10 protein-coding genes are annotated in these 17,229 nt (G+C 73.0%); 5 read left to right on the top strand and 5 right to left on the bottom strand.

Features of this window, described 5'->3' with window-relative positions:
• Nucleotides 1-399 precede the first annotated feature (399 nt).
• Nucleotides 400-1,533: a vWA domain-containing protein gene (locus tag WMF27_RS04400; protein ID WP_437943864.1), complete on the top strand. Its 1,134-nt coding sequence runs from the start codon at nucleotides 400-402 to the stop codon at nucleotides 1,531-1,533.
• A gap of 27 nt (nucleotides 1,534-1,560) precedes the next feature.
• On the opposite strand, the gene WMF27_RS04395 is transcribed toward WMF27_RS04400, so the two are convergent.
• A complete protein-coding gene (locus WMF27_RS04395; RefSeq protein WP_437943863.1) occupies nucleotides 1,561-2,733 on the bottom strand; it encodes a tetratricopeptide repeat protein in 1,173 nt (390 codons plus the stop codon).
• A 338-nt stretch (nucleotides 2,734-3,071) separates the two neighbouring features.
• Here WMF27_RS04395 and WMF27_RS04390 point away from each other — a divergent pair, with 338 nt between their 5' ends.
• Complete coding sequence (locus WMF27_RS04390) at nucleotides 3,072-3,293, top strand: DUF465 domain-containing protein (RefSeq protein ID WP_437761505.1); 222 nt, start codon at nucleotides 3,072-3,074, stop codon at nucleotides 3,291-3,293.
• Nucleotides 3,294-3,560: 267 nt separating this feature from the next.
• Here WMF27_RS04390 and WMF27_RS04385 read toward each other — a convergent pair whose 3' ends face one another.
• Together WMF27_RS04385 and WMF27_RS04380 are read right to left on the bottom strand one after the other, a co-directional pair.
• Nucleotides 3,561-4,070, bottom strand: coding sequence for a hypothetical protein (locus WMF27_RS04385; protein WP_437943862.1), 510 nt, complete (start codon nucleotides 4,068-4,070; stop codon nucleotides 3,561-3,563).
• Nucleotides 4,071-4,205: 135 nt separating this feature from the next.
• Nucleotides 4,206-5,396 carry a serine/threonine-protein kinase gene (locus WMF27_RS04380; RefSeq protein ID WP_437943861.1) on the bottom strand — a complete coding sequence of 397 codons (1,191 nt, stop codon included), beginning with the start codon at nucleotides 5,394-5,396 and terminating at the stop codon, nucleotides 4,206-4,208.
• Between the two features lie 524 nt (nucleotides 5,397-5,920).
• Between WMF27_RS04380 and WMF27_RS04375 the strand changes: the two genes are divergently transcribed.
• A complete protein-coding gene (locus WMF27_RS04375; protein ID WP_437943860.1) occupies nucleotides 5,921-6,871 on the top strand; it encodes a hypothetical protein in 951 nt (316 codons plus the stop codon).
• Between the two features lie 26 nt (nucleotides 6,872-6,897).
• Nucleotides 6,898-7,914 (top strand): PEGA domain-containing protein, encoded by a 1,017-nt coding sequence (locus WMF27_RS04370; RefSeq protein ID WP_437761508.1) that lies wholly within the window; start codon nucleotides 6,898-6,900, stop codon nucleotides 7,912-7,914.
• Between the two features lie 323 nt (nucleotides 7,915-8,237).
• Here WMF27_RS04370 and WMF27_RS04365 read toward each other — a convergent pair whose 3' ends face one another.
• The gene (locus WMF27_RS04365) at nucleotides 8,238-8,762 is read right to left on the bottom strand and encodes a GxxExxY protein (protein WP_437943859.1); all 525 of its coding nucleotides are present in this window, start codon (nucleotides 8,760-8,762) and stop codon (nucleotides 8,238-8,240) included.
• Between the two features lie 339 nt (nucleotides 8,763-9,101).
• On the opposite strand from WMF27_RS04365, the gene WMF27_RS04360 reads away from it, so the two are divergent.
• A complete protein-coding gene (locus WMF27_RS04360) occupies nucleotides 9,102-9,377 on the top strand; it encodes a hypothetical protein (protein WP_437761510.1) in 276 nt (91 codons plus the stop codon).
• Nucleotides 9,378-9,390: 13 nt separating this feature from the next.
• Here WMF27_RS04360 and WMF27_RS04355 read toward each other — a convergent pair whose 3' ends face one another.
• The gene (locus WMF27_RS04355) at nucleotides 9,391-17,223 is read right to left on the bottom strand and encodes a beta-ketoacyl synthase N-terminal-like domain-containing protein (protein WP_437943858.1); all 7,833 of its coding nucleotides are present in this window, start codon (nucleotides 17,221-17,223) and stop codon (nucleotides 9,391-9,393) included.
• Between the last annotated feature and the right edge of the window lie 6 nt (nucleotides 17,224-17,229).

Raw genomic sequence — 17,229 nt, 5'->3', positions numbered from 1 at the left:
CCAGCAAGCGTGACGCACCTCGTGGGAATTACGCGTCCTTCGCGGCTGCGCAAGGAAACATGATGTTCCGGCGCGCGAGCACCCGGAACGGTCGGCGTGCTCAGCAACGAGCAAAGACGCCGAGCCCCGCCGCGCCGGCGCGCGCACGAGACCGCGAGAGCGACGAGAGCCGCGACAAGCGACGAGAGCCGCGACAAGCGACGAAAGAAGAGAGAGCAACGACAGCGCGACACGAGCGGGGCTTACAAACCGGAGAGCCCCTATCGCGCCTCGATCGAGAGCTGCATACACTGACGAGATCGTCTCGGAGCTCGGCCATCCCTCGATAGACAGACCACTTCGCGCGTGGAGCCCCGCGGCAGCGAGCCACGTCGCACCCATTTTCAGAGGAGCGCAGAGATGTCCTTCCGACGCCATTTCGTGTTTGCCCCTTTCCTCGTCGCCGGCGGGATCGCGGCGCAGTCGGGCGGCTGCGCGGCCACCGAGGACGAGAAGCCCGCGAGGATCCCCCGGCCGGATGACGCCGCGAGCGACGGCGGCTCCTTCGGCGTGAGCAGCGCGAGCGGAGACACGTCGCTCGGCGAGGGGGGAGGGCTCGGCGGCGCCGGCGCGGGCGGCCTCGGGGAGGGGTCCTCCTGCGCCCAGGCGAGCGCGGAGGCCACGCTCCTGCCGCTCGATATGCTCGTCCTGCTCGACCGATCCGGCAGCATGCTCGGCTCGAAATGGGTCGGCGTCACAAACGCGCTCTCGGCGTTCGTGACCGACGCCGCCTCGGCCGGGATGAACGTGGGGTTGACCTACTTCCCGCGGAGCAGCAATGGGCAGAGCGACTGCGACCACACGAGCTACGACGAGCTCGCGGTCGCCATCGGCGAGCTGCCGGTGAACACGCCGGAGCTCACCGCCTCCATCCAGAGCACCTCGCCGGGCGGCGGGACGCCCATGCGCCCGGCGCTCCAGGGGGTGCTCGCGAACGCGACCGCCTACAAGGACGCGAACCCTTCCCACAAGGTGATCGTCGTGCTCGCGACCGACGGCGATCCCTCGGGCTGCTCCGGAAACACCGTCGCGAGCACCGCGGAGATGGCGCAGAGGGCCCTCCGCTACAACGGCGTCCAGACCTACGTCGTCGCGGTGCAAGGCTCGACGCTCACCAACCTGGACCAGATCGCCGCCGCCGGCGGGACGACCCGCGCGTTCGACGTCACGGCGGACATCACGGCGTTCTCGGCGAAGATGGCCGAGATCCGCGCGTCGGCGCTCCCGTGCGAGCTCCTCATCCCCGCGCCGCCCGCGGGCGCGGTCCTCGACACGAGCCGGGTCGCGGTCAGGTTCGCGCCCGAGGGCGCGAGCCCGCTGGAGGTCCCGAAGGCGGACGACGCGGCGGACTGCGGCGCGGGGCCGGGGTGGTATTACGACGACGAGGTGCTCCCGAAGAAGATCATCCTCTGCCCGGCGTCCTGCACGACGGTGCAACACGAGGTGCGCGCGGAGCTCGACGTGCTCTTCGGGTGCGCGCCGACGCTGAACTGAGCCCCACCCCCGCCGCCCGCGCGGGGCTCACGGCCGCTTCGGCGCCGCCGTCTTCAGGGCGTCGAGCGCCGCGAGGAGCTCGGCCTCGGTGAACGGGAGCCTCGCGAGGGCCGCCTGCTCGTCGGCGAGCGCGAGCGCTATCTCGCGCTGCGCGTCGCGGGCGCGCAGGACCCACGCCGACGACTCCCCGGTGCGGTCGCCGAGGCGCACGGTGCCGGCGAGCATCTTCTGCCCCTTCTCCAGGAGCACGCGGTAGCGCAGGCGCATCGCCCCCTCGAACAGCTGCCTCTCCCTCGGGGTGTCGGCGCCCCGCGGCGGCGGGACCTGCATCACGTCGCGGTGGAGCTCCTTGTAGAGCTGCCCGATGCGGTAACCCGCCATCGCCGACCAGTGGGCGTCGAGGCTGCGCATCGCCTCAGTGTAGGCGCTCTGCGCGTCGAGCAGCCCCTGGCAGCGGCGCTCGAGCGCCTCGGCGAAGCTCGCCGGCACCGGCACGAAGGTGATCGCCTCGCTCCGGCGCCGCCGCACCTCGCCGAGCGCGAAGCTCACCTGCGCGAGCTCGATCGGCGGCTTGCCGGACTCGCCCAGCCGGTGCTCCTCGATGAGATCACGCGCGAGCGCGACCTGACGCGCCGCCTCCTCCACGAGATCCTGCTCGACCAGGCCGAGCGCGAGCGCGCCGCGCGCCTCGATCGCCTCCAGCACGCTCAGATCGCCGAGGCGGAGCAGGCCGCGCGACACCTCGACGAGCTCGGGCCACCGCTCGAGGGCGGCCGCCGCGCGCGAGAGCCGGAAGAGCGCGCCGCGCGCGACCGCGTGGTCCGGGAAGCGCTGCGCGACCTCGCGGTAGCGCTCGGCCGCGAGCGCGCGGTCGCCGAGCGCCTCGTGCGCGAGCCCGGCGTTGAACAGGCTCGGGGGCGCGACCTCGCCGCCCGGCGCGAGGCGGGCGAGCCGCTCGAACAGGGGCGCCGCCTCACGCGCCTTGTCGGCCAGGAGCAGCGCGCGCGCCCGCTCGAACTCCGCCGCGAGCTCGGCGTCCGAGTAAGGCGACACGACGACCGGCGCGAGCTCGACCGGCGCGCGCGCCGGGGCCGGCCGCGGCGATCGCGCCGGCGCCGGCACGTTGGCCTCCGAAGTGCATCCGCCCAGGACGACCGCAAGGGCCAGAAGGGCGACCGAGGTGGCGCTGGAACTCGACATTGCCGGGGAAGAATAGCCCCACGCTCGAGGTTGTTCCGCAACGTGCATGGACGGAGAGTCCGGCCCGGCCGTCCGGGACACCGGTGGATTGCTGTACGCCGTAGGGCAATCCCTGACTACAACGGCTGCTCTGTGAAATTGCAGAATGGCCTCGCCCGACAAAAAGCCTGCATGGATCCGCCATGTTGCGGTAATCTCGCATTCGTTCATCAGGCCGCTGTCTCGGCGTGTAGCTCGGTCGGCGGCGTTCTCCTCTCCAGCGACGATCGGAACGAGGGCCTCTGTTGTGGGCCCTCGAAGGCATCACGGCCCCGTTGTGGGGCCTTGGAGGTGGGCACATGAAGCATCAGATCATCTCTCCTCGCGCGGTGATTGGAATCGGCCCCGAGCAGCGGCTGAGCATGGCGGAAGCGCGTCATCGCGAGCTCGACTCACGCCTCAGGCAGCTGGGTCGACGGGCGTTCCTGACACCGGGGGAGAGAATGGAAGCTGCCCAGCTCAAGAAGCGTAAGCTCGCCGCGAAGGACGAGATCGAATCCCTGCGCCGGCGGTTGTCGTAGCGAGCGACCCCTCGCCGACCCTCGATCCTGCGCCACACACGGCGCACCCCCCGCCCCTTTCCGTTCTATTCCAGACATCCCGCTCGCCCACGCAATGGGCCGCTCGCACGCTGCGCGCGTCGCACGGATCTGCGCGCGCTGCTGGGACGCGCCCATGCCCGATCGCCGCGGTGGACGTGCCCGCAGGGACGCGCGCACGCAATGCGGTGCTCGCACCCGAGTCGACGCCCGCGAGGCGCGACGAGCGGGGACGTCAGCGCGCGGCGGTCAGAGCGTGGGCGCCGACGGCTCCGACGCCGGCGGCGGCTCCTCGGGCGACGCGGGAGCGTCGGTCTGCGGCGCGGCGCCCCCCTCCGGCAGCGCCTCGGCGCCGCCGTACACGTCGCGGTTGAGGTCCGCGAGGGTCTCGGTCAGGCGGTTCTTCTGCTCGCTGGTGATGCCGCCGGGGGCCTGCTTCTCGGTCGCCGCGGCGAGCCCGAGCCAGTGGCGCGCGTTGTCGCGGTAGCCCTTGCGCGGATCGGCGACGCCGGTGCCCTGCGGCGCGAGGTCGGCCAGGCGGTAGTCCGTCATGCCCCGGAGGTAGGCGTACTGCGCCCGCTCCGGGACCGAGAACGAGTCCTGATCGTGCTCGAGCACCCGGAACAGCGCCAGCGCCTGCTCGAACCGGTTCGCCTCGTAGTGGCTGCGGGCGCGATCGAGATCCTGCGTGTAGGTCGCGCAACCCGACGCAAGGGCGAAGGACGAGAGAAGGAGGACGCACGGGACCAGGCGGCGCATGCGCGCAGGGTATCTCCCGCGTCGCCAGGCGATCAAGCACGAAGGCAGCGCGCCACACACCACGCGCCACGCCGGCCGCTGACGCACCCCGGCACCGTCGCACGCCCGCGGCGCTCCGCATCCAGCGGAGCGCCGTCAGCGCAGGAGCGTCGCGGCGAGGACGCCGCTCACCGCGAGCAGCGCGACCGCCAGCAGGACGACCGCCCAGACGAGGCCGCGCGCGGGCGCAACAGGGCGCGCGGCCGCGACCGCGCCCGGCCCCGTCGCCGACGACAGGGGGGCGACCGGGGGCCGCGGCGCAGCCGGGGGCTGCGGCGCAGCGACGACCGGCGCAGCGGCGACCGGCGCCTGCCCGTCGCCCGAGGGCAAGGCCACCGTGTCGGCCGTCTCCCACACCCCGGCAGGGGGGCGCACGGCCGAGGGCGGCTTGCCGTCGGGGAGGCCCGCGGAGGAGCCGCGATCCATCGAGTCGGCGACGCCCGACGCCACCATGAACGCCTCGGAGAGCTCCCGGGCCGAGGCGAAGCGCGCGTCCGGCTCGACGGCGAGCGCCTTCCGCATCCAGGCCTCGACCTCCACCGGGATGCCAGCGCCCGGCGCCGCCGCGGTCAGCGCGGGCGGGGGCGTCCCCAGGATCTTGGCGATGAGCGGCCCGAGCGCCGGGGCGGTGAAGGGACGTTCCCCCGTGAGGCACTCGTAGACCACGACGCCCAGGGACCAGAGATCGGACCGGTGATCGACGCTCTTCAGGCCTTTCGCCTGCTCCGGGCTCATGTAGTAGGGCGTCCCGAGGAGCGCCCCCGTGCGCGTGGGATCCATGCCGGTGACGGCGAGCGCGTCTGTCACCTTCGCCACGCCGAAGTCGAGGATCTTGACGATCTCCCCATCATCCTCGCGCGCGATAAAGATGTTCTCCGGCTTGATGTCGCGATGGACGAGCCCGGCCTCGTGGGCGCGCGAGAGGGCGCGGCAGACGTGAGAGACGATCTTCGCCGCCTCCGCCGCCGTCAGGCGCCGGCGCGCGGAGAGGCGATCGCGCAGGCTCTCGCCTGCCAGACACTCCATCGCGATGTACGGTAATCCATCGTCGGTGAGGCCATGGTCGAGCACCTTGACCACATGGGCGCTGCGGAGCCGCGCCGCGATCTGCGCCTCACGGTCGAAGCGCGCCCGGGCGGTCGCGTTCTTCGCGGCCTCGACGTCGATGAGCTTGATGGCCACCGGCGTGCGCAGCGACAGGTGCTCTGCCAGCCACACCGAGCCCATCCCGCCCCTGCCGAGGAGCCGGGCAAGACGGTACTTCCCGGCGATACGTTGACCTTCCATGGCGCGGGAGCAGGGTAACGCGGGGCGCGCTCGCCGTTAGTACGGGAGATGGAGGGGTCTGCCAGGAGCTGCGCGGCGACCGGCGCGTCGGTGTCCACGACGACGAGGAGCTGCGTTCGCTCTCCCTGGCCGCAGGCGCCGGAGAGCCCCGCCGCAGCGAGCACGACGAGGATCGAGAGCGCGCGTGTCGGTTCGACCACCTGCCGCCTTTCGCCTTTCTCGTTGCCGCCCGACGGGGCCCAGGGGTAGTCTCCTCGCTATCATCGAGGAGGGGCGAGGCCTAGAATACCGACGACGATGAGGCCCGGAGAATTTTCACAGGGAGGCAAGGAGTCGGGGAGGAAGAAAAAAAAATGGATCTCTCGCTCTTGCCGCCTCTCGCTCCCCGTCTCCCCGCCTCCCTGTGAAATTCCTGCTTTCTCTCGTGGTTTCAATCCGTTTGTCGCTCTAGAGGGTTCTTTCGCTGCTTCATCCGAATCACCCGAATCACCCGAACATCGCTCTGCCGCTCGCGAGGAGATTGTATGTCGTGGGTCACCCGGCCAGTGCTCGCCGCGCTCTCCGTAGCCATCGCGGCGGCGCTCTCTCCGGCGTGCGACGGCGATTCCCCATCCGGCGATCCGGGAGCGGCGGCGAGCACGGGATCGGGCGCCGGCAACGGCGGTGGCGGCGGTGAGGCCACGTACGGCGCGAGCGCGTGCGGCACGTGCGTGGAGCAGACAGCGTGCTTGTCCCAGGTGAACGCGTGCGCGGCCGACCCGGGCTGCGCCGCCTACCTCGACTGCCTCGACGCTTGTCCGCTGGGCCCAGGTGGGGACGCGGACATCGCGTGCGAGCAGGCGTGCCCGCCCGTCACCGGCTCTCTTGGCCAGAGCGCGAAACAGGCCTTCATCGACTGCCGCCTCGCCGGCCCGGGCGCGGCGTGCGCCGGTTGCGGTCAGATCCCCGCCCCGACAGACCCGGATTTCAACCAGACGTGCTCGCCGTCGGCGGATCCGAACACCTGCTACAAGTGCGAGGACGAGCGCTGCTGCGAGACCTACCAGGCTTGCAGAGACGACCAAGATTGCCAGGACCTTGTCACGTGCGTCAAGGCGTGCGCCGAGGACCCGGATGAGGCGGCCTTCTCGCCCTGCGAGAGCGCGTGTTACCAGGCGCACACCGCCGGCTACGTCGCCTACAGCCACCGGATGGCGTGTATGCAGTACTTCTGCTTCGACGACGACGCTTGCGGCAGCGAGCCGCTGGACCCCTGCGTCAAGTGCCAGAACCTGCACTGCGCCGATGAGATGGCGGCTTGCCAGCATGAGCTCGAGTGTGCGTTGCTGGACAACTGCAAGGTCCCGTGCGACGTCGCGGACCAGGCCTGTCTCCTGGAGTGTGACGCCATGTTCCCGGACGCGGTGGCCACCCACAAGGCCGGGCTCGATTGCGCGCTCGCCCACTGCGAGATCGCTTGCGGCGGAACGGACTGAGGGGGCGGCCAGGGACGAGGGGTACGATGCGGACACGATGGATCCTGGGTGGCCTGGTCGTGGCGGCGCTCGATCTCTCGACGGCCGGGCGCGCGCGCGCCGAGACGCCGGCAGAGGCGCCGGCGGTCGATGAGCGCACCGCGCGTGGCAGGGCGGCGTTCCTGCTCGGCGTGCAGCGCTCGAAGGACGCGCAGTGGGGCGAGGCGCTCGCCGCCTTCGAGGAGGCGGCGGCGGCGCGGGACGCGCCCATCGTCCAGTACAACATCGGCTTCTGCGAGCGCGCCCTGGGCCGCTACGCCGCCGCGCGCCGCACCTTCCGCCGCGTGCTCGCGGGCACCGAGGGCCTGGCGCCCGCGCAGATCGACGACGCGAGGGCGTTCGTCGCCGAGCTGGATCTGCTCGTGGTCCGGGTGGCGGTCACGCTGGATCCCCCGGGCACCCCGCTGACCGTCGACGGGCGCGCGCTCCGGCTGGCCACCGACGATGGGACCCGGGTCTTCGTGACGCTCCCCGGGTCCGCCGAGCGCGCGGCGGCGCCGGTGGACAAGAGCTTCACCGTGGAGCTCGATCCCGGGGTCCACCTCTTCCGCGCGGCGCGGCCAGGGCGCCAGGACGCCTTCGTCCAGAAGACCTACCGGCCGGGGGAGAAGGCCACGCTCGATCTGCACCTCGATATCCTCCCCGCGCGGGTGGCGGTGCGCGCGGAGCCGGCGCAGGCGCTCGTGCGCGTGGACGGCCGCGAGGCCGGGCTCGCGCCCATCGACCTCGAGCGGCCGCCGGGGAAGTACAGGATCGAGGTGGTGCGGGACGGGTTCGAGACGTACGCGGCGACGCTCGATCTGCACGCGGGGCAGCGGGCGGATCTGACGGCCAAGCTGATCCCGGTGCGGCCGTCGCTGTGGACGCGGTGGTGGTTCTGGACGGGCGCGGCGGCGGTGGTGACGGGAGGCGTGGTGCTGACGTACGCGCTGACGCGGCCGGAGCCGGACTACAACGGGGGGAGCCTGAACTGGGTCGCGGAGCCGGCGGCGATCAGGTGGTGAGGGGCGTCGGGCGCGCGAGGCGCCCTGATGCCAGGGCCGCCGTGCTGCGCGCGAGGCAACCGAGCGGCGCGCGTACGGTGGTGGGGCAGCTAGAAAGGCCCGGCAACGGTGCCCGCACCGTGTCGCTGCGCGAGGTCGACGCGGTTCTCGAGACCACGGCCAGCGAGGCCGCCGAATGACCGGAAGGCGGCTCTATCTACGCGCAGGACGCTATGCGGAAGGTCCGAGTGACTACGACTTTCTCTTGCCGCTCCTCGTTGGGCGGAGAGGAAGAAGGAAAAATTCACAGGGAGGCGGGGAGGCGGGGAGGCGAGAGATAGGGATCAGTCGTTCGAGCCATCAGGCTCGGCGCCGACTGCTTCGGGCGGCATCGATGCGGGGCGGCCGGTGGTGCTGGGGTGGCCGTCTTCGGTGCGACATCGGGAGAACCGGACAGCCTCCGCATCGCGGCGTACCAGGCGTCGGATCCCGCGGCGGAGCACCGGCGTGTTGAAGTTGACGAGTAACCCGACGTCCATGTGCGTCAGCTTCAGGTATGTGAGCACCTGAGCTTCATAGACGGGCAGCATGTGCTCGACGGCCTTGAGCTCCAGGATGAGCTTCTCCTCGACGACAACGTCGAGTCGATAACCACACTCGAGCGTCGCCCCCTTGTAGGTCACTGGAAGTGGCCTTTGCCTCGCGAAGCCCAAGTCCATGAGCGACAGTTCACGACACAAGCACTCTTCGTAGGCAGACTCCAGGAGCCCGGGACCGAGGTGGCGGTGCACCTCGATGCACGCTCCGATGACTCGCTCGGACAGATCCCACAATCTTCTCGTTTCCCTGTCACCCCGTGATGAGTCCATGCTCATGCCTATATATCGACGCAAAATCAGCTCTGGTTGCGCGAATTGACGTCACGGGGAACCGCCCTGCAAACGAGCGACCTGAAAGCAGTCAACCCCCAAGCGAGCAGCCTCGAAAATGGCCCACCTCTCGCCTCTCCACCTTGGTCTATATATATCTCTCTCCTCCCCGTCTCCACGTCTCCCTGTGTAATCTCTCTTTCTCTGTCTCCCTCCCAACAAGCCGCTGCTGCCGACCGCGCTTCGCGCGGCGGCACACCGGCAAGACGATCGACTGCTGTCCTCGCTCGCGTTGTCGCTATATTTCCCGGCGCCTGCGATGTCGAGACCGAGGCGCGGATGCTGGTCGATGCCGAGGTCTTCCGGCCCTGGCTCGGCAGCGGCGCGCAATCAGCTCTCCCCGCCGAGCCAGAACGCGAGGCCGATCCCAAGCTGGCGCTGGGGCGAATCTTGAAAGAAGGAGGGATGAGACGAAAGCCGGAGCGGCTCTACCGCTTGTTCGCCGAAGAGGTCAGCCTCGAGGCGCTGCGAGCACTGCCGGCTTTCCAGCGCTTCGAAGCGGAGCTCGCCGAAGCAATCCGCGCTGTCGCGCGCTCGCAGGGATGGCCCCGATGAGCTCCACCTCGGCTCACCCCCCGAGCCGCCTCCCGAGGAGCCGCGCGGCGAGCTTCCGCAGCCAGTCCGCCCGCCGCGCGTCGGGCGGGACGAGCCGCCCCGTGCGCGCGGCCTCCAGGATCGCCGCCGTCTCCGGCGTCGGGTCGGCGCACGCCTGCAGCACCCGGAAGACCGTCGCGTCCTCGTGCGCGACGCCCGCCTCCTCCACCCAGGCGTCCACCGACGCCGCGAACGCAGGATCCCCGGGGAACGGCTGCTCCTCCGCGTTGCTCGGGCCGAGCCCGTTGATGCCGCTGATCACGAGGTCCTTGCGATCCTTGTAGGTCAGCCCCGCGAGCTCCTCGGGCAGCAGCGGGCGGCCGATCCAGATGTCCTGCACGCCCATGCCGAGCGGGAACTCGAGCCGCCGCTCGAGCGGCTCCGGCGACAGCGCGCCGGAGAAGCGCACCGGCACCACCGGGACGCCCACCGCGAGCGCCATGTCGATGAACGAGCCGCTCATCTTGCGCACCGGCGTGCGGCAATCGAGCGACCGCGTGCCCTCGACGTGCACCATCACGCCCTTGCCGGCCCCCTGCATCTCGGCCCCGAGCTCCGCGATGATGCTCCCGAGCGACGCCTTGTCCTCGCGATCGAAGTACGTGATCACCTTCGGATCGCGCGCGCCAGGGTACGCGAAGCAGTGCGCGAGCATCGTGCCGAGCCACGTCGTCCGGTGCTCGGCCTTCGCCAGCGTGACCGTCGAGACCTCCGTCAGGCCGGACACGGCGATGCCGAACAGCAGCGACTCCACGCCGACCTGGTGGTTGCCGAGGTAGAGCAGGCTCCGGCCCTTCACGGCGCGGAACGCCGCGGGATCGACGACGTGCACCCGGCGGATGAACCGCTCGATGAGGCCGAAGTACAGGTCCTCCGCCGGCCACCGGCCGATGCCCATGGCCGCGCCCCAGTAGCGGCGGACAGGCGCGATGTCGATCACGGGCGCGCCCGCGTCGCGGACCACGACCTCGGAGCCCTCGCGCGCCACGGCGAACGGCCAGCGCGTGAGCGGCTGCGCCGAGGAGACGCCGTCGAGGGACACGGTCGACGGGTGCACGCCCGCGCGCCGCGCGACGTGATCCTTCACCGCCGCCGCCTCGACGAGGTCGCCCGACGCGGCGTAGAGCTGCGCCACGGTGCCGGGCATCCAGTCCATCGTGCGCACGTCGGCGGGGCTGCAGCGCGCCTCGCCCGACGCCGCGTCGACCCGCGAGACGCCGAGGTCGACCGGCGCGCGATCGCGCAGGAACGCCCGGCGGATCCCGGGAGGCGCGCCGCCGATCGGCCCCTGCGGGAGCAGCACCTCGACCAGCCGGAGCTCCAGCCAGACGCGCTCTCCCGCCGCGGCCCCAGCCTGCGCGATGGCCTGCACCCGGAACGAGACGAAGCGATCGTCACGGCCCTCGTAACGCACCTCCACGCGCACCGGCGACCCGGGCGCCGGCCCGTACAGGCGGAGCGACGGGATGCGCGACGGGAACGCGATCTGGGCGGGCGGGCACTCCGGATCCCACAGCGACAGCCGGTCGTGCGGGATGGTGTGGGTCAGCGCGTCGAGCATGCCCTGGTGCAGCGTGCCGGGGGGAACCGAGCCCCTCCGGGGGTCCAGCACCGCCGATGACCCGCGCGCGCCGAGGCGGAGGGCGGTCAGGTACTGGAACGCAGGGCCGTGGAACAGCGTCCCCGCGGCGTACGGATCGTCCGCCTCCGGCGCGTCGAGCGCCGGCTCCGGCGCCGGGGCGGGCGGGTAGTCACGGGCCACCCGCACGCGGCCGGTGCACACGGGCTCGAACCGCGAGAGCGCCGGGTTCGATGCCTCGCGCCACGCGAGCAGCCGGACGTCGAGGACGTCGCCCGATCCGGTCGCCTCGGCCTTGACGCGCACCGGCCCCGGCACGGGCAGCCAGCGCTGCACCACCACGTCCTCCACGGCCACGACCACGCTCCCCGGGCGCGCCCGCAACGCGGCGCCGGCCAGCCGGTCGACCATGCTCATCCCGGGGAGCGCCGGGACCGTCCACGTGGGGCGGTGGTCCGCAACCCACCCGTCCGGGTCCAGCACCTCCTCGACGTCGTCGAGCGCCGGCGCCGGCGCGGCCTTCGCCGCGGGCTGCTCCTGCGGGCGCAGGCGCGGGCTCCCGCCCACGGCGCCCGGGAGCGAGGCGAGGCTGCGCGCGCTCGCGCGCGGGTCGAAGCCGACGTCGCGCCGCGTCCGCGGCGAGGCGCCGTCGACGATCCGCACGCCGAGCGTCGCGCCGTAGATGCGCAGGCCGTCCACCCAGAGGTAGGACTCGGCGATGACGTAGGGCCCGCGGTCGTCGCGGCCGATCTCGAGGATGTCGGTGTCGACCGTCACGCGCCGGCTGGCCGGCAGCACCTGGCCCCGGTACCGCCAGGAGTGCTCGTGCCCCGTCATCACGGGCTCGAACCGCGGGTCGCGGAGGCCCGCGTGGAGGTCCTGGTGCAGCATCCAGAACTGGATCGTCTGCAGCATCGCCTCGATGCCGAGCGAGCCTGGCTGCACGGGATCGCCCAGGAAATGGGCCTTGAAGAACCACTCCGACGCGTGCACGTCCCGCCGCGCGCGGAGCCGGCCGAGCCCCTTCCGGCCGCCGGCCTGCCACAGGCCGTCGATCCGGTCGATCATCAGCAGCGACGGCCGCGCGAGCCCGAGCTTGCCGCCGCAGTACCGCGCGGGGCGCTCGCGGAGATCGACCTCGAAATCGGACGGCTCATCGAGCGCGGCGACCTCCTCGGGCCTCGGCGGGATCCCGATCTGCGTCGCGAGCGCGGCCTTCGGGAAGAAGCCGAACACCGTGTCGAGGTCGTACACCCGCGCGCCGCCGAGGCTGCACTCGACCCGGAACGAGAGGATGATCATGCCGCCCGACCGGGACATGTTCGTGAGCCGCGATCGGGTGCGCAGCGCGCTCACTGCCGGCGCCGGCGCCGGCAGGACCTCGGCGTGCAGCGTGCCCTTGCCGTCGAGGTTGCGGAAGTACAGCGCGCCGTCGGTCGAGAGCGCGCAGCCGGCGTAGCTCGCGAGCCAGCCGCACGTCTGGAGCGCGGCCTCGAGCACCACCGCGAACGGCATCGTGAGGCTCGCGTTCTCGTCGAAGTACCACGCGTCCTCCGGGACGTCGTACTCGACCTCGACCTCGGCGCCGGCCTTCATGGACGCCATGGGGCGCGAGACCGACAGGACCCGGCTCATGAAGTGGTACGGCGGCCCCGGCAGCCGGGCGACGTGCTGGCCCCCGTCGAACCTGCGGTAGAGCGGGCCGAACGCGTCCGACGGCCGGCCCCAGGCGCACGAGAGCAGGCTCCGGTAATCGAACGGGAAGCCGCCGGCGTCCGCGTGTCCCGCCGAGGCGGCGCCGTCCGGCGGCGGCGCGCCCGTCTCGGACCAGGGCACGCGCGCGACCGGCACCGGCTCGACGTGGCCGTCGAGCAGCTCGGGGACGCTCGCCAGCGGCCAGTCGGGGCTGAGGCGCAGGCCCACGCGGCGGGCGTGGAACGCCTTGAGGCCGTCGACCGTGCACAGGAAGTCGGCGAACACCGTCGGACACGGGCCGTCGTGGACCTCCTCGACGAACACCTCGTACGTGAGCACCCGGCTCGCCGGGACCACCTGGCCCCTGCAGCGGAGCAGGTACGGGATCTCCGGCACGGGCTCGAAGCGGAAGCCGTCCGCGTCCACCGTGAAGCCCATGGCCGCCATGTAGAACGCGAGCGCCTGCAGGCAGCCCTCGAACATGAGCGTCCCCGGCATGCAGGGGTCGTCCTTGAAGTGGCCCTCGAAGTACCAGCCGTCCTTCGTGATCGGCAGCGTGGCCCGGAGATAGCCGCGCTTCCACGGGCCGCCCGCCGGGTCGAACACGTCGACGCGCTCGAAGAACAGCATGGGCGGGGCGCTGATCCGCGGCGTCCTGACGTGGGTGCTCAGACGATCGAAGCCGGGGCCGAACGCCGCCGCGCCGTCGCCGGCCGCGAACGCGAGGAGGTCGGCCCGGTCGAACGCGGGCTTCTGGCACGCGATCCGGGGCGGATCGAGGCGGGCGGTCGTCGCGTGCTCGGCGGTGTCCGCGTCCCAGAGGACGCCGCCGGAGCTCGCGAGCTCCTCGTCGGTGAAGAAGCCGGCCTGGCCCTTGCGCGTCTTGAGGCGCAGCTCGCCGCCGATCCGGCAGTCGTAGTGGAAGAAGAACAGGCGCACGTCGCCGTGCTTCGCGTGCCCGTCGACGTGGATGTCGTAGACGAGCGTGTCGCCCGGGCGCGGCAGGCCGCCGTAGAAGGTGAGCTCGCAGCCGAGCAGGCGGTAGACGCGCTCGCCCTTGTTCTCGAAGTCGGCGCCGAGCCAGCTGATGAGCAGCAGGTCGGCCTGGCCGCTCTCGATCATGACGCCGGCCGGCATCGCGCCGTCGTGCAGGTACCAGGAATCCCACCGCACGTCGGTCTCGGTCCACATCGTGCCGAGCTTCATCGAGCCGGGCTCGGCGTCGATCCCGGTGACCCGATCGGCGAGCAGGAGCGGCGGCATGGGCATGCGCACCTGGCGGCGATAGGCGTCCTGCCGGGCGAAGAGCGGGCCGAACACCTCGGAGATCCGGCCCGAGGCGAGGTGCTCGAGCTGCTCGCGGCTGAACCGGGGGCCGCGGGGCGCGACGGAAGGCGCCGCGGCGAGCACCGGCTGGGCGGAGGGGCGCGGCGGCTCGACGACGCGCGGCTCGAACGAGCGCGGCGCCTCGGCGCGTGCGGGATGCGGTGGCTCGACGCGGACGGGACGCGGCGCCTCGATCAGCTGCGGCGCAGCGGCGGGGCGCGGCGCCTCGATGCGCGCGAGAGGCGGCGCATCGATCGGCCGCGGCGCAGCGGCGGGGCGCGGCGCCTCGACCAGGCGCGGGGCCTCGGTACGGACCGGCGCGGCGTGAGGCACCTGCGCCGAGGGGGTCTCGACCACCACCGCGGCCGCGCCCGACGACGCCTGCACGAGCGAGTCCAGCGCGCGCTGCCGCATCCGAAGGAACCGACGGTGGACCTGGGCCTGCTGCTCCGCCCACTCCTTGTGGATCTGCGCGAGCTGCACGGTGAACGCCGCGGCGCCGGCGATCACGTCGCCCGGAATGTCCACGGCAGCGGCCGCGACGACGGCCGGTCCGACCGGCGGCGGCTCCTCCGCGAGGCTCGCGGCGACGGCCGTGACGACGGCCGGCCCGACCGGCGGCGGCTCGTCCCAGGACGGCGCCCGATCCGCGTCGGCGGCAGAGAACCCCGTGGGCCCGGGGTACAGCGGCGGCAGGTCGTCGAGGGCGGACGGCAGAGGCGGCGCAGGTTCCATGGAGTCTCCGGGGGATGAACAGGAGGCCGCGCCGGGCACGACGATCGCCGGCGGGTGGGCGGGGAGCGTGAGCGTCGGCCCCTCCGCCGATCGCGGCGGCGGGAGCGGCGCGGCGGGGCCGCCGGCCCCGATGCGGACCGACAGCGAGCCGCCGCCGAGGCCGGCGCAGCGGACCTCGGCGACCCGGATCTCGTCGGGCCACGGCGCCCCGTCGGGCTTGCGGCCGTGACGGCAGGCGAGCACCGCGGCGGCCACGTGCAGCAGGCCCGAGGCGGCGTGCGCGTGGCCGAACCGCGGCGCGAGATCCGTGGACGACAGCACGAGACCAGGGTCGGCCGGCTCGTCCACGACCACCGCCAGGACCGGGTGCCGCTCCCGGACGGCGTCGTCGAGGCGCTCGAGCACGAGCACCACGGCGGCGTCGCCGGGGGGCAGGCGGACGCCGAGCGCCTCGAGCGCGGCCGCGTGGGCGGGCTCGCACGAGAGATCCACCGCGCCGACGATCGCCGCGTCCACCGCGCCGGCGCGCAGGGCGCGGGACGCCACGCGCAGCGCCCAGGGGCCGGACAGCTCCTCGGCCGCGATCGTGAACGACGGGCCACCGACGTCGAGGTGGCTGTTCAGCCGGTTCGCCGGGATGTTGGGCATGTTCCCGACGACGCCCGCCGCCTGCAGCGCGGGGATGATCGCGTCCTTTAGCGCGCCGACGTCGACCGACGGACCGAGCCGCGCCGGCGCCGTCTCGGCGAGCCGCCAGCGCGCCATGTACCGGCACACCTCGGTGTCGGCGCCCATGCCGATCAGCACGGCGGTGCGATCGCGCGGCAGCGCGAGCCCCTCGGTGGCCTCGATCACCGCCTCGAGCAGCAGCGTCTGCTGGGCGAGCGCCTGCTGCAGATCGCGCGGCGGGAACCGGAGCCGATCCGCGGGCAGCGCGACCGCCGCCCGGCGGGGCGAAGCGCCGCGGCCCGAGAGGAGCGGCTCCGCGAAGGCCCGGACGCCGCCGAGCTCACCGACGCACAGGCCCATGGCCACCACGGCCAGGGGGCCTGCCGGCGCGGGGCGCCCGGCATCGACAGGGCGCGAGGCCGCAGCGGCGGCCTGCGGCGCGGCGTGGGCCGCGCGGCCCCTCGGCGAGGACGGCTCGTACGCCTCCACGAGGAGGTGGGCGTTGTTCCCGCCGAACCCGAACGCCGACAGGCCCGCGAGCCGCCGCCCCTCCCACGGCTCGGCGCGCTGCAGCACCCGGAAGGGGCTCGAGGCCACCGCCTCGCTCAGCGGATCGGCGTGCAGCGTCGGCGGGCGGACGCCGGCGGCCATGGCGCCGAGCAGCTTGAGGAGCCCGGCCGCGCCGGCCGTCGTGACGAGGTGACCGAGGTTCGACTTGAGCGAGCCGAGCGGGACCTCGCGGGAGCCGAACACCTCCTTGAGGGTCGCGATCTCGGTCGCGTCGCCGAGGGGCGTGCCCGTCGCGTGGCACTCGAGCAGCGACACCTCGCGGGGATCGAGGCCCGCCGTGGCGTACGCGGCCCGCATCGCGCGCAGCTGGCCCTCGACGGAGGGCGCCAGGAGGCCGCGGCCGCGGCCGTCGTTCGACAGGCCGATCCCCCGGATCACGCCGAGGATCGGCCTGCCCGCGGCCTCCGCGTCCGACAGGCGCTCCAGGACCACGAACGCCGCGCCCTCCGCCGGGACCAAGCCGTCGGCCTCCGACGAGAACGGGCGGCTCTGCCCGGTGCGGCTCATGGCCGACAGCGCGCAGAACCCGATGTGCATGAAGAGGTCGTCCGAGCGGCACACCGCGCCTGCGAGCATCCGGTCGGCCTCGCGGTCCTGCAGCCGCTCGCAGGCGAGCGCGATCGCGTACAGCGACGACGCGCACGCGGCGTCGAGCGCGAACGCCCCGGCCCCGAGGCCGAGCACGTCGGCCAGCAGGTGGGCGGGCAGCCCCGACATGAACCGGTTGCGCGGATCGGGCCGCGGGACGCCGGCGAGATCGCCGAGCCACGTCGACTCGACCCACGCCGACATCGCCGACGACGGGAACGAGAGGTTCCCGAGCACCGCGCCCGCGCGGTCGGACCGGCCCTCGTGCCCCGCCTCGCGCAGCGCCTCGCGGCCCGCGTGCAGCACCCACTGGAAGAGCGGGTCGAGCGCGAGCAGGGACTCGGGCGGCCCGCCCCGCCGCGGGAACGGGTCCCTGGCGAGCACGCGGCGGAAGTGCTCGTCGAACCCGGTGACGTAGCCGCCGCGGTCGCTCCACGCGCGGTCCTTCGCGTCGCGCACGTCGCGCGCGCCGCGCGCGGGAAGCCCCCCCTGCGCGAGGGCGCGCTCGCGCGAGAGGCGCCAGCGGCCGTCGGGCGCGGCGGACACGAGGTCCCTGCCGGCGAGCACGTTGTCCAAGAGGGCCGCGGGGTGGAGCGCGCCCGGGAGGACGCACCCGCGGCCGACGATCGCGATGGGCTCGAACACGCTGGC

Source organism: Sorangium sp. So ce281 (assembly GCF_051527395.1).
Classification (GTDB): domain Bacteria; phylum Myxococcota_A; class Polyangia; order Polyangiales; family Polyangiaceae; genus Sorangium; species Sorangium cellulosum_B.
Note: the sequence above shows the minus strand (reverse complement) of the source record. Positions and strands in the feature narration are given on the sequence as shown.

Excerpts from the sequence above, each read along its gene's own strand:
- WMF27_RS04400 (WP_437943864.1), top strand. The coding sequence starts at position 400 with ATGTCCTTCCGACGCCATTTCGTGTTTGCCCCTTTCCTCGTCGCCGGC.
- WMF27_RS04385 (WP_437943862.1), bottom strand. The coding sequence starts at position 4,070 with ATGCGCCGCCTGGTCCCGTGCGTCCTCCTTCTCTCGTCCTTCGCCCTT.
- WMF27_RS04380 (WP_437943861.1), bottom strand. The coding sequence starts at position 5,396 with ATGGAAGGTCAACGTATCGCCGGGAAGTACCGTCTTGCCCGGCTCCTC.
- WMF27_RS04360 (WP_437761510.1), top strand. The coding sequence starts at position 9,102 with ATGCTGGTCGATGCCGAGGTCTTCCGGCCCTGGCTCGGCAGCGGCGCG.
- WMF27_RS04390 (WP_437761505.1), top strand. The coding sequence starts at position 3,072 with ATGAAGCATCAGATCATCTCTCCTCGCGCGGTGATTGGAATCGGCCCC.
- WMF27_RS04395 (WP_437943863.1), bottom strand. The coding sequence starts at position 2,733 with ATGTCGAGTTCCAGCGCCACCTCGGTCGCCCTTCTGGCCCTTGCGGTC.
- WMF27_RS04375 (WP_437943860.1), top strand. The coding sequence starts at position 5,921 with ATGTCGTGGGTCACCCGGCCAGTGCTCGCCGCGCTCTCCGTAGCCATC.
- WMF27_RS04370 (WP_437761508.1), top strand. The coding sequence starts at position 6,898 with ATGCGGACACGATGGATCCTGGGTGGCCTGGTCGTGGCGGCGCTCGAT.
- WMF27_RS04365 (WP_437943859.1), bottom strand. The coding sequence starts at position 8,762 with ATGGACTCATCACGGGGTGACAGGGAAACGAGAAGATTGTGGGATCTG.